We start from the raw sequence: 13,612 nt of genomic DNA, 5'->3' as shown, positions 1-13,612 counted from the left end.
TTTATTTTACTGGTTTACTATACTGTTCTTATTTTATAATCTATTCCGCATTATCCAAGAAATCCTTCAATTTCTCGGACCATTTATCAAAAATAGATTTACGCTCCTTTTTTAGGGCCGTTTTGGTCTGGATATGCTCTTCGCCCGTAAAAACCCCATTATCCTCTTCTTTCTCTACAGCTTCCTGTCGAGCCTCCCTTACTTTAGCCTTGTTCTGAACTGCATTCATCAACAGTCCCACTGCAGTTGCATATAACGGACTGGCTATTTCCTCATCGGAATCGCCCGCCAAATGCTCATTGGGGTAGCCGATCCTAGTGTCCATTCCAGTTATATACTCTACTAATTGCTTCAAATGCTTTAACTGGCTTCCACCTCCTGTCAATACAATTCCCGCAATCAATTTTTTCTTTTGCTCGTCGTGCCCATAATTTTTAATCTCCACATAAACCTGCTCCACGATTTCCACCACTCTGGCATGTATAATCTTGGAAAGGTTTTTCAGGGTGATTTCTTTGGGTTCACGTCCTCTCAACCCAGGGATGGAAACAATTTCATTGTCCTTGTTTTCTCCCGGCCAAGCCGAACCAAACTTTATCTTTAGAAGCTCTGCCTGTTTTTCAATAATGGAACAACCTTCCTTGATATCTTCGGTAATTACATTACCTCCAAAAGGTATTACTGCGGTATGGCGGATAATTCCATCCTTAAAAATGGCCAAATCCGTGGTACCACCACCTATATCGATCAGCGCTACACCGGCCTCTTTTTCTTCCTGACTTAAAACTGCATTTGCCGATGCCAAGGGTTCCAAGGTTATATTTCCCAGATCCAGACCGGCACTCTTTATACATCTTCCTACATTACGGATAGAAGAAACCTGCCCTACAACTACGTGGAAATTGGCCTCGAGCCTTCCCCCGTACATCCCCATTGGTTGCTTTATCTCCGCTTGTCCGTCTACCTTAAATTCCTGTGGTAAGACATGGATGATCTCCTCTCCAGGAAGCATAACCAATTTATAAACTTGATTACAAAGCTTTTCCACATCATCTTCATTGATAACTTCTTCGGATTTCGCCCTAGTTATATAATCGCTATGCTGTAAACTTCTAATATGCTGTCCCGCAATACCTACTACCACCGAGCTGATCTTTAGCCCCGAATTACCTTCGGCAAGTTCAACAGCTTGTTGAATGGACTTGATAGTTTGCGTAATATTATTGACCACTCCACGGTGTACTCCCAAACTTTTAGATCTGCCAATACCCAAGATTTCAATCTTGCCATACTCATTTTCCTTACCAATGATGGCTACAATTTTGGTGGTTCCAATATCCAACCCAACTGAATAATTACCTTGTTCCATATCTTAAATTTTGGTGCACACTACTTGGTTATTAAATTCTAAACTCACCCTCTTATAGTCGTTCAACGTTTTGTCCTTATTTGCTTTGGTATAAAAAGCTTTAAAATTGCTGAACTTTTTCTCCAATTCTCCCAAATGACCCAAATCCACTACAAAATTCTCCATCCTAAACTTCAACTGATACTTTTGCTCCTCGGTAATATGAACTCCTATTATGTTCTTTTTTAAGAATTCATCAGAATTTACATAAGTCAAAATCTCGTACACTCCCTCCGTACTTTTATTGGTTACTATTCCTGTAATTATAGGTACCCGCGCAGAATGATATTTGGAAAATGGCATAGGTTTCCCATCCTCATCGATATAAAACTTTGCAACTCCCTCAACTCTTCCGATTGGTTTTCGCTGTATGACTTTAGCCACTAGGTCCCCGTTTACCGTAAGGTAAACTTGGGCATTTTTCACCATTTCATTAGCTTCGATAGCTTTTTCTATAGTATTCAAAACTATATCTTCTTTGGGCAGGTTTCTAAGGTCTCCGGAATTTTGTATTAACAATTTATTAACCGTCTCTTGGGTCATGTAAAGATTTTGATCCCCGACAAACTCAATTTCGATATTGTCTATTTTTTTATGCTTGTTCCTAGCACTGGAAAATGCATAAAGACCCGTAACTACCAGCAACAAGGCCCCGAATTTTATGAAATTCCAATTAATTTTCATTTTTATATTTTTATTGTTTTTTATGGACAAGACTTAACTCTTTTTTAATTTTTGGGACTTCCAATCCAATATCTCCCGCCCCCAGGGTTATTAAAACATCGGGGTTTTGGGCCATTATTTCTGAAATCAACTCTGACTTTTCAATTAATTTTTTCCTTGGGCTTGTAATTTTATCCAACAACCATTGAGAGGTAACCCCTTCAATTGGTTTTTCCCTGGCCGGGTAAATTTCCAACAGTAACAAACTCGGAAAATTGGACAGACTTTTTGCAAATTCATCCACAAAATCCCTCGTTCTAGAAAACAAATGTGGCTGAAAAACGGCCAATATATTTTTACCGGGATGCATTTCGGAAACTGCCTGGAATGCAGCATCTATTTCCGTAGGGTGATGTGCATAATCGTCTATAAACACAAAATTGGCATTCTTTATCTGGTAGGAAAAACGTCTTTGCACCCCTTTGAAAGTGGCCAAAGCCCCCGCCAAACTTGTTGGAGATGAACCGGCTTGAATGGCCATGGCATACGCCACCAAGCCATTGAGCAGGTTATGCCTCCCCGGTTTATTGAACCTGACCGATTTAAGATTGGCTTCCGGGGAGTCCAAATCAAAAATATAGCTTCCCTGGTCTATTTTAATATTCCTAATACAATAATCGGAACCATCCTCAATACCATAGGTGGTACCATCCAAAGGCAAACCATTGCGAACAAACAGCTTACCATTCGGCTTTATCCGCTTTACAAAATCGTTAAACGACTTTTGTAGTTCCTCACTGTTGCCATAAATATCCAAATGATCCGCATCCATAGAAGTAATACAGGCCACATTAGGCGATAACCGAAGAAAGGAACGGTCAAATTCATCTGCCTCTACCACAGAATATTCCGAACCTTCCAATAAAAAATTACTGTTGAAATCTTCCGAAATCCCCCCTAGGAATGCCGTAATCGGAGTCCCGGTCTCTTTCAATAAATGAGCCAGTATACAAGAAGTGGTCGTCTTGCCATGGGTCCCAGCAACCGCGAAACAAAAAGTATCCTTTGTAATCAACCCCAATACTTCGGAGCGCTTTTTCACCTGAAAGTCATGGGCCATAAAATAATTATACTCCCCGTGATCATTGGGTACAGCGGGAGTATATACAACGAGGGTATTGTTAGGATCCAGGTACGTCTTGGATACCAATTCCAAATCATCGCTATAGTGCACTTGGATACCCAAATCCACCAAATCCTTTGTAAGCGGTGTCTCGGTCTTGTCATAGCCCGCAACATTCTTACCTATAAATTTAAAATATCGCGCAAGGGCAGACATACCAATACCTCCAATACCTATAAAGTAGACGTTATGTATATCTTTTATACCCATTTTCTTATTGTTGCACTAATAATTTTTCTATTTCATCTACAATCTCTTTGGTAGCATTGGGCATGGCCAATTTCTTGATATTGACACCCAACTTTCTACTCAAGGGCTCGTTATTGACCAAATCCGAAAACACTGTTCCGAACTTTTCATCCAATTCCGTTTCTTTCACCATTATAGCCGCATTCTTGTCCACCAAGGATTGGGCGTTTTTAGTTTGATGGTCCTCCGCCACGTTTGGAGAGGGAATAAAAATTACAGGCTTGCCAACTATGCATAATTCAGAAACCGAACCTGCTCCTGCTCTGGAAATAATGATATCCGCAGCCCCATAAGCCAAATCCATCCTATTTAAAAATGCCACTACCTTTACATCCCCACTATCATATTTTTTATACTCCTCATAATAGAGCTTGCCACTTTGCCATACTACCTGAATTCCCTGCTCCTTAAAAAAAGGAAGATTCTTTTCTATAAGAATATTTACACGTCTTGCCCCCAGACTACCACCCAAGACCAACAAGGTAGTTTTACCTGGCTGCAGGCCAAAGAAGCTCAACGCCTCCTCTTTATTCTCAACCATCGAGACCAAATCCCCACGTACAGGATTACCCGTCTTTATGATTTTATCTTTTGGAAAAAATTTCTCCATACCATCATATGCCACACATATTTTGGCCACTTTGTTCGCCAATAACTTATTGGTGATCCCTGCAAAGGAGTTCTGTTCCTGCAACACACATGCAATTCCCTTTCCCGATGCCACCTTCAAGAGGGGACCACTGGCAAAGCCACCGGTACCCACAACGGCATGAGGTTTAAAATTCCGCACTATTTTTGCTGCTTTTATCAAACTACTTATTACTTTAAAAGGAAACATTAAATTTTTAAAAGTGAGCTTCCTTTGCAACCCACTTATCCACAAACCTTCAATTTTGTACCCTGCCTGGGGCACTTTTTCCATTTCCATCCTATCTTTTGCCCCTACGAACAAAAATTCTGCATCGGGATACCTAACTTTCAACTCATTTGCAATGGCAATGGCAGGATAAATATGTCCCCCAGTGCCTCCCCCCGATAATATAAATCTATAACTGACCACTTAACACTTCTAAAGGGTTGGTCTCATCTATTTCCTCCGGTTCGGATTGGACATGCTTATTACTTGCACTCAAAATAATGCCTATGGCCAAACAGGTCATCCAACTAGAGGTTCCACCACTACTAATCAAAGGCAAGGTCTGACCGGTAACAGGGAAAAGCTCCACGGCCACCGCCATATTGATCAATGCCTGAAATACTATAGGAAGTCCAACTCCCAAAACCAATAGTTTTCCAAATACAGTTCCATTGCTATTGGCCACTACCACGATCCTAAAAAGCAACAACAAATAGAAGAACATTAATACAAAACCTCCCAGCAGTCCGTACTCCTCAACAATAATGGCGTAAATAAAATCCGAGGAGCTTTGTGGCAAAAAATTCTTCATTACACTCTTTCCCGCTCCATTGCCCACTAATCCTCCTGTTGCAATGGCTATTTTTGCCTTTTCAATTTGATAATCGGCCTCCGTATCCTCAGGATTGGAAAAGCTTTCTATTCTACTCATCCAAGTATCCACCCTATTCGGAAATAAATCCGGCACTGCCTTGGCCGTTAAAATAAATAGCGTTAGGCTCAATAATCCCGCACCAACGATTCCCAACAGGTACTTAAATGGATATCCCCCTATAAAACATAGCAACAACACCATAGAGAATATAATAGCAGCCGTTGAAAAATTGGCAGGTAGTATGAGCACTATCACTAAAAAAACCGGCAACCAAAGGGGAAGAATACTCTCTTTAAAGGTTATAGTCTTATCCTTTATTTTTGTCAAGTACCTGGCCACATAGATCATTAGCACTACCGCCGCCAGATTGGACGTCTGAAATGTAAAACCAACAATAGGAATACGAATCCATCTACTGGCATTGGCCCCATCTATGACCTGCCCTTGAGCGAGTGTATAAAGCAACAAAAGCAATACCACCGGCATTGCAATCAAGGACAGACCTTTAAAAAAGTGGGTGGGGATGCGGTGCACGCCGTAAATAATACCAAACCCCATTAAAAGAAGTATAGCATGTTTTACCAGGTAACCAATTGTGGTTCCATTGCCCACCACGTAAACCAGGTTACTGCTGGCACTATAAACAGGCAAAAATGAAAATAAGGCCAAAAGGGCAACCACTGCCCAAATAGCTTTATCTCCATTCATTTTGTTTAAAAATCCGAACACTCTTTATAATTTTTTTATTGCTTCCTTAAACTGATTTCCCCTATCTTCATAATTCTTGAACAAGTCGAAACTGGCACATGCCGGTGATAACAATACGGTATCTCCCCGTTCCGCTATCTTATAGGCCACCTTTACGGCCTCGTCCATTGCAAATGTTTCCACTACGAGGTCCACTACATTGCCAAAGGCATCCTTGATTTTGGAATTATCAGTTCCCAAACATATAATCGCCTTTACCTTTTCTCGCACCAAAGGCATTAATTCCTTGTAGTCATTCCCTTTGTCCACCCCACCAACAATCCACACAGTTGGCGTTTTCATACTATCCAATGCGTAGTAGGTAGCATTTACATTTGTAGCCTTGGAATCGTTGATATACTGTACATGATGAATTTTAAGTACTTTTTCCAACCTATGCTCCGCCCCCTGAAAGTTTTCTATACTTCTGCGTATCGTCTCCTTTCTAATACTAATTAGTTTAGCCGCCGTAGTGGCAGCCATGGTATTCTTTACATTGTGTTTTCCTTCCAAAGCCAAAGCGTCTGTACTCATTTCTATAGTGTTATTATGTGTCTTAATAATTATTTTATCATTCTCTAAATATGCCCCTTCGTCCAATTTCTTATTAATGGAAAAGGGCAATAATTTTGATTGGACCGGGTTCTTTTGCAACCACTGTACTATTACTTCATCATCGGCATCATATATTAAATAATCCTCTTTCGTCTGGTTTTTTGCAATTCTAAACTTGGACGCTATATAATTTTCAAATTTGTATTCATATCTATCCAAATGATCCGGAGTTATATTGGTAAGGATGGCTATATACGGCTTAAAATCCACTATCCCGTCCAATTGAAAACTACTGATCTCCAGTACATAGTAATCAAAGTCTTTTTCTGCCACCATTTTGGCATAACTGTCACCAATATTCCCTGCCATTCCCACGTTCAACCCACCTTCTTTTAATATGTGGTTCGTCAACATAGTCGTGGTGGTCTTTCCGTTGCTACCGGTAATCCCTATAATGGTTGCCTTGGTATACCTTGAAGCAAACTCGATTTCCGAAATAATAGGCACCCCCACTTCCTTGAGCTTTGCCACCAAAGGAACTTTATCAGGGATTCCGGGACTTTTCATGACCAGATCGGCATTCAAAATCTTTTCTTCAGAATGTTGTTGTTCTTCCCAATCAATCTCAAAATGTTCAAGAACTTTTCTATATTCCTCTTTTATAATCCCCTTATCGGAGACAAAAACTTCAAAACCTTCTTTTTTACCCAAAATAGCCGTTCCAACACCACTTTCTCCGCCTCCCAAAACAACCAAACGCTTCATTCTATCGCACCTTTAAGGTTACAATGGTAATTACCGCCAACAGAATTCCTACAACCCAGAACCTGGTCACGATTTTACTTTCGTGGTACCCCTTTTTCTGATAATGATGATGTAAAGGTGCCATTAGAAAAATCCTTTTTCCCTCTCCAGATCTCTTTTTTGTGTACTTGAAATAACCCACCTGCAACATCACGGAAATTGACTCTGCAAAGAAAATTCCGCACAAAACGGGTATTAATAGTTCCTTTCGGATAATGATGGCTATAACCGCAATTATTCCTCCAATGGTCAAACTACCGGTATCCCCCATAAAAACGGTGGCTGGATAGGCGTTATACCATAGAAATCCAACCAAGGCCCCTACAAAGGCCGCGATAAATACTACCAATTCCCCGACCCTTGGAATAAACATGATATCCAAATAATCGGAAAAGATGATGTTACCCGAAACTAGGGTAAAGATGCCCAATGTAAATACTATAATTGCAGAAGTCCCTGCTGCCAATCCATCTATGCCATCGGTAAGATTTGCACCATTGGAGACCGCCGTGACAATGATTATGATAATGGGAATAAAAACCAACCAAGCATATTTCTCCATCCCATCTCCCATCCAAGAAATAAAACGAGCATAATCCAACTCATTATTTTTGATAAATGGCAAGGTGGTCATAGTTGACTTAATCTCCTTGCCCGGCACTTGCTGTACGGTATAATCCTGAGTAATTTCAGTTCTGGAATGTTCCTTCATGGTTACGTCTGGATGAAAATACAAAGTAGCACCCACCATAAGACCTAAAACAACCTGGCCGATTACCTTGAACCTTCCTTTTAATCCTTCTTTATCCTTTTTGAAAATTTTGATATAATCATCCACAAAACCTATGATCCCCATCCAAACGGTAGTAACTATCAAGAGGATCACATAAATATTATCCAAGAAACGCGCAAACAACAAAACAGGGATCAAGGTGGACATAATAATGATCAACCCGCCCATCGTTGGAGTACCCGCTTTTTGTTTTTGGCCTTCCAGACCTAGGTCCCTTACAGTTTCCCCAATCTGCTTATGTCGTAAATAATTAATAATTCTTTTCCCATAGACCGTAGCCAGTAGCAACGAAAGCATTACCGCCATTGCCGCCCTAAACGTTATAAATTGGAAAAGCCCCGCCCCTGGCAGTTGATAGTGTTTTTCCAAATATTCAAACAAATAGTATAGCATTCCTGGGTTTATTGTTTATTGTTATTCACTTTAATCTTGCCTGCCTAATATTCTATTTATTTAAGTTGGCCAGCAATTCCTTCACTATTTTATAATCATCGAAATCCTCCCTAACACCATTAGTTTCCTGATAGGTCTCGTGGCCTTTGCCTGCAACCAGAATAATATCATGGGCGACGGCCAATTGACAAGCTGTTTTAATAGCCTGCTTACGGTTAACGATAGACAGTGTTTTGTTGGCATTTTGCGGTTCCACACCAGCTTCCATCTCCTCTATTATAACTGTGGGAGACTCCGACCTGGGGTTGTCCGAAGTGAAAATGACTTTATTGCTCAATGCTGTTGCGATATGACCCATAACCGGACGCTTAGACTTATCTCTGTCACCACCACACCCCACGACGGTGATGACATTTTCATTTCCAGTCCTCAATGTATTGATAGTATCAAGTACATTTTTCAAGGCATCCGGTGTATGGGCATAATCAACAATAGCTGTAATTCTTTTTTTTGATATATAATGTTGAAATCTTCCATCTACATTTTCCAACTCACTTAGTAGCCGAAGAATTTCAAGTTTTTCCAATCCCAATAAATCCGCCGTGGCGTAAATTGCCAACATATTATAGGCATTAAAATCCCCGATCAATTTAGACCAAACCTCATTGTCATCGACTTTTAACAACTGGCCATTAAATTGATTTTCCAATATTTGGGCCCTATAATTGGCATAGGATTTTAGGGCATAGGTGTACTTTCTTGCATTTGTGTTCTGCAACATTACCAAGCCGTTCTTATCATCGATATTGGTAAGCGCAAAGGCCTTTTTGGACAATTGATCGAACAACTTCTTCTTAGTATCCCTATACTCGGCAAAGGTTTTGTGGTAATCCAAATGGTCATGGGACAGATTGGTGAAAATAGCACCTTCAAACACCAATCCTTCCGTTCTTTTTTGATGTATTCCATGGGAACTGACCTCCATAAAACAATACTCGACCCCCTCATCATTCATTAATTGCAGGTGCTTATTGATCGTTAAGGCGTCCGGAGTAGTATGGGTTGTAGCATACTCTTTATTATCTACCATTATCTTGATGGTAGATATCAATCCCACCTTATAACCAGCTTTCTTAAACAATTGATAAAGCAAACTACTAACAGTAGTCTTGCCGTTGGTTCCAGTTACCCCCACCAATCTTAGGTTTTTGGAAGGATTATCATAATAGTTGGACGCCATAATGGCCAAAGCTTTATTGCCATTATCCACCTCCACATAGGTTATTCCAGTATCCAACTTTACAGGCAATTCTTCACAGACTATGGATTTTGCACCCGAAGCAATGGCCTTTTCAATGAACTGATGACCATCAGCAACAAGCCCTTTTATAGCCACAAAAACATCATCCTTTCCAACCTTTCTGGAATCAAAGCATATCTGGTTCACCATAATGGATGTAGATCCACTAACTGCAGAAAGGCCAACACCGTACAATATGTCCTTTAGCGTCTTCATGATAGTACCAAAATGATTTTATTAACCTTTTTCAGATCTGTTCCCTTTGCAATTGATTGCTTCTTAACCTTTCCATTCCCCTTCACCTCAACTTGGATCCCTAAATTTTCGAGGATAGATACCGCATCCATACCACTCATCCCCTCAACATTAGGGACTTCGTTATATTTTTTATTGGAAGCAGCAAAATATCTTTGATAATCCTCCTCCAGGTTCTTGGTCTCGGCATCGTTTACATCCACCTCATCCACTAAAGGAGAACTTGCATAAATCTTTTGGGCCACCGATTTGAATACAGGACCCGACACATCGGCACCATAATAGCCTACGCTTTTATCTGGCTCATGAATTACCACAATACAGGAATATTTTGGGTCGTCCGCAGGAAAATAACCTGCAAAGGTGGAAATGTACTTCATCACCTCTGGATCCTTGGAAACATAATTCTTTTGTGTGGTCCCGGTTTTTCCCGCCATAGAAAAATTGGGCGAATACAGCCCATGTCCGGTACCATGCTTTTTCTCCACAACATCTTTCAACAATTGCTGCACCTTGTGCGCTGTTTCCTTGGAACAGATAGACGGATTGATGACCTCCTTTTCAAATTTTAAAATAGTTTTATCCCACTCCTTCACCGCTTTTATAAGCCTAGGCTTCAACATCTCCCCATCATTTGCAATGGCATTATAGAAAGTTAGGGTCTGCAATGGTGTTAGGGAAACTTCATACCCATGAGACATCCATGCCAAGGATACACCGGACCAACCTTTATCCCCCGGATAACGGATTACCGGGGTACCCTCCCCATTAACCGGCAATCCCAATTCCCTATGAAGGTTCATGTTCATGAGACGGTTGACGAATTTTTCTGGATTGTCCTTATAATTGTTATTTATGATTTTGGCAAAAGCGGTATTGGAGGAAACCTCAAATGCCTTGGCGGCGCTTATTTTACCGTAACCTCCGTGCTTGGAATCCCTAACCGTTCTGTTATAGACTTTAAACGTGCCCTTTTCGGTGTCAATAACGGTATTGGTATCTATCACCTTATCTTCCAAGGCTACGACCATGGACATTAGCTTAAAAGTAGATCCAGGCTCATGAGACTCCCCAATAGCATAATTAAGTCGCTCATAATACTTGCCTTCACTGGTCCTTCCCAAATTGGATATGGCCTTTACCTCTCCGGTCTTGGTTTCCATTACAATTACGCAGCCATGTTCCGCATTATATTTTTCCAACTGACCCAACAAGGCATGATGCGCTATATCCTGTATATTGATATCGATAGTGGAAACCACATCATAACCATCCTTGGGCTCAACAATATTATCCCAACCAATAGGCTTCCATTGCCCTTTGGCAATTTTTTGTTTAAGCCTCTTACCTTCCACCCCCCTTAGATATTGACCAAAAGCCCCTTCCAGCCCAACCCTGGTGTAATATCCATCCTCATCAACCCTTTCATACCCAACGCTACGCTCTGCGATCTTCCCCAAGGGATGTTCACGTACAATTTTTTGCTCTATAATGAGACCGCCTTTATACGGCCCCTTGTTAAAAAGTGGAAACTGTTTTACGGCAACGTAATCCGAATAATCCAAATTTCTAGCAATCAGGGCATATCGATTCTTATTCACCTTTGCTTTTCTCAACAATTGCTGATAGTGGGAGGACGAATTGCCCAACAATTTCGCCAAGGCTTCGGACAAAGGCTTTACATTATCCTCAAAATCCCTTTTCCCAACGGTTTCAGCATCAAATCGTATAGTGTACCTAGAGACCGAGGTTGCCAACAAACTGCCGTCATCCGAATATAGATTACCTCTTTTAGGGGCAATGGTGAACATTTTTTCAGTGCGGTCCATGGCCAGTTTCCGATACTTGTCGCCTTCCACCATCTGTATACTGACCAATTTGACCAAAACGGCAATTGCGAACAGAAATAGGAATCCCGCCACAATATATAATCTGGTCAATATGTTTTTTTCTGTTACAGGCACTATTATTCGGTTTCGGATTTAACTTTTATTTTTTTTGGCGGAGTTTCGGATGGAAACAAACCATCATGCTCCAAAATTCTCAATACAGTGGACTCCAATTTTAACTCCTGCATATCGGAACGGACGTCTACAAACTCGCTCCTCAATTCCTTGACCTGTTCATCAAGGGCAGCAATTTTATGGACTTTTCCATCAGCACTATGGGAACTGGCAATCATGACCGTTGCCAAAAAGGAAACATAAATGATAAACATCCAGTTTTTGGGAGCGCCTCCACTCACCAAAAACTTTCCTTTTAATATGTCCAATATCCCTTTTCTCATTCCTTAAAAATTACCCTACTTATACCTTATTATATAATACTCTTGCACTACTATGGACGCCACTAAGGACAGTCCAATATTTGCGTTTTTTAATCTTAAACCCGCTCCGCTATCCTGAGCTTGGCACTTCTTGCCCTATTGTTCAACTTTATTTCCTCCTTGGAAGGGACCACCAAACCTCCAACCTTTTTCATAGGAACTTCTATGTTCCCGTAAAAATCCTTTTCCGGCTCTCCTTCAAACTGGCCAGCCCTAATAAACCTTTTAACCAGTCTGTCTTCCAAGGAATGATAACTTATAACACTAAGCCTACCTCCATCATTCAACAATTCAGGCACCTGCAACAAAAACTCCTTTATCACTTGTATTTCTTGGTTCACCTCTATCCTTATAGCTTGGTAGATCTGAGCCAAAATCTTATGCTCCCTATGTTTCGGCAGATACTGGCCAAGGACCTCCTTCAACTGATCGGTTGTTTTTATTGGTGCGTTTTCCCGCTGCTCTACAATGGTTTTTGCCATGGCATTCGCGTTCCTCAGGTCACCATATTGAAAAAGCACCCTCCTCAACTCATCATAGTCGTACACATTTACCACATCAAAGGCTGAAATCTGATTCTTTTTGCTCATTCTCATATCCAGATCAGCATCAAAACGGGTAGAAAACCCCCTCTCGGCCTGATCGAATTGATGGGATGAAACTCCAAAATCGGCCAAAATCCCGTCCACCTTCCTTATGCCATAGAACTTCAAAAATTGTTTTATATACCTAAAGTTTTCATTGATCAACTGAAATCGATCATCATCAATAGCATTGGGCAAAGCATCCTCGTCCTGATCAAAGGCCAACAGCCTTCCATTCTCTCCCAGCCTTTTCAATATCTCCCTGGAATGTCCTCCGCCACCAAATGTTACGTCCACATAAACCCCATCGGGTTTTATATTGAGCCCCTCAATAGACTCTGTCAGCAATACCGGATTATGATAAGTCATCGTCGTCATCTCCCATTACTTCCTCGGCCAAACTTGCAAAGTCCTCGGCCGTTTCCTCCAAAACCTTTTCATAGTTGTCCTTATCCCAAATTTCAACAATGTTAATTGCCGAACTCAACACCACCTCTTTAGTAATCCCTGCCACATCCACCAAATTTTTTGGAATCAACAACCTACCGGTAGCATCTATTTCCACCACCTTTACTCCTGCAGAAAATCTTCTTATGAAATCGTTGTTCTTTTTCTTGAATCGGTTCTTTTTGTTCATTTTCTGCATCAACAGATTCCACTCCGCCATAGGATACAGTTCCAAACAGGGTTGAAAAACAGAACGTTTAACCACAAAACCATCATTTATTACGGGAGACATTTGATTTTTAAGCGCCACAGGAAGCATTACCCTTCCCTTAGAATCGGCCTTACAATCATATGTTCCAATGAAATTAATCACTTAAAGTAGCTGGTTTTTAAT

At 40.8% G+C, this 13,612-nt stretch carries 12 protein-coding genes; all 12 read right to left on the bottom strand.

What is annotated here, in order from left to right:
• Positions 1-40: 40 nt before the first annotated feature.
• Positions 41-1,369 carry a cell division protein FtsA gene (gene ftsA / locus U735_RS0104295; RefSeq protein ID WP_031442643.1) on the bottom strand — a complete coding sequence of 443 codons (1,329 nt, stop codon included), beginning with the start codon at positions 1,367-1,369 and terminating at the stop codon, positions 41-43.
• 3 nt (positions 1,370-1,372) lie between these two features.
• Positions 1,373-2,092, bottom strand: coding sequence for a cell division protein FtsQ/DivIB (locus U735_RS0104290; RefSeq protein ID WP_031442642.1), 720 nt, complete (start codon positions 2,090-2,092; stop codon positions 1,373-1,375).
• 10 nt (positions 2,093-2,102) lie between these two features.
• Complete coding sequence (murC, locus tag U735_RS0104285) at positions 2,103-3,464, bottom strand: UDP-N-acetylmuramate--L-alanine ligase (protein WP_031442641.1); 1,362 nt, start codon at positions 3,462-3,464, stop codon at positions 2,103-2,105.
• Between the two features lie 4 nt (positions 3,465-3,468).
• Complete coding sequence (gene murG, locus U735_RS0104280; protein ID WP_031442640.1) at positions 3,469-4,563, bottom strand: undecaprenyldiphospho-muramoylpentapeptide beta-N-acetylglucosaminyltransferase; 1,095 nt, start codon at positions 4,561-4,563, stop codon at positions 3,469-3,471.
• Positions 4,550-5,722, bottom strand: a complete 1,173-nt coding sequence (locus U735_RS0104275; RefSeq protein ID WP_031442639.1) for an FtsW/RodA/SpoVE family cell cycle protein — start codon at positions 5,720-5,722, stop codon at positions 4,550-4,552. The genes murG and U735_RS0104275 overlap by 14 nt, the downstream gene beginning before the upstream one ends.
• A 24-nt stretch (positions 5,723-5,746) precedes the next feature.
• Positions 5,747-7,081: a UDP-N-acetylmuramoyl-L-alanine--D-glutamate ligase gene (murD, locus tag U735_RS0104270; RefSeq protein ID WP_031442638.1), complete on the bottom strand. Its 1,335-nt coding sequence runs from the start codon at positions 7,079-7,081 to the stop codon at positions 5,747-5,749.
• Position 7,082: 1 nt separating this feature from the next.
• Positions 7,083-8,306, bottom strand: a complete 1,224-nt coding sequence (gene mraY, locus U735_RS0104265; RefSeq protein ID WP_031442637.1) for a phospho-N-acetylmuramoyl-pentapeptide-transferase — start codon at positions 8,304-8,306, stop codon at positions 7,083-7,085.
• Between the two features lie 52 nt (positions 8,307-8,358).
• Positions 8,359-9,822, bottom strand: a complete 1,464-nt coding sequence (locus U735_RS0104260; RefSeq protein ID WP_031442636.1) for a UDP-N-acetylmuramoyl-L-alanyl-D-glutamate--2,6-diaminopimelate ligase — start codon at positions 9,820-9,822, stop codon at positions 8,359-8,361.
• Complete coding sequence (locus U735_RS0104255) at positions 9,819-11,825, bottom strand: penicillin-binding protein (protein ID WP_031442635.1); 2,007 nt, start codon at positions 11,823-11,825, stop codon at positions 9,819-9,821. The genes U735_RS0104260 and U735_RS0104255 overlap by 4 nt, the downstream gene beginning before the upstream one ends.
• A 2-nt stretch (positions 11,826-11,827) precedes the next feature.
• Positions 11,828-12,148, bottom strand: a complete 321-nt coding sequence (locus U735_RS0104250) for an FtsL-like putative cell division protein (protein WP_031442634.1) — start codon at positions 12,146-12,148, stop codon at positions 11,828-11,830.
• Between the two features lie 95 nt (positions 12,149-12,243).
• The gene (gene rsmH, locus U735_RS0104245; protein ID WP_031442633.1) at positions 12,244-13,140 is read right to left on the bottom strand and encodes a 16S rRNA (cytosine(1402)-N(4))-methyltransferase RsmH; all 897 of its coding nucleotides are present in this window, start codon (positions 13,138-13,140) and stop codon (positions 12,244-12,246) included.
• Positions 13,127-13,591: a division/cell wall cluster transcriptional repressor MraZ gene (mraZ, locus tag U735_RS0104240; protein WP_031442632.1), complete on the bottom strand. Its 465-nt coding sequence runs from the start codon at positions 13,589-13,591 to the stop codon at positions 13,127-13,129. The genes rsmH and mraZ overlap by 14 nt, the downstream gene beginning before the upstream one ends.
• Positions 13,592-13,612: the final 21 nt, after the last annotated feature.

Source organism: Arenibacter algicola (assembly GCF_000733925.1).
GTDB lineage: Bacteria > Bacteroidota > Bacteroidia > Flavobacteriales > Flavobacteriaceae > Arenibacter > Arenibacter algicola.
This window is presented reverse-complemented; position numbering and strand designations above follow the sequence as displayed.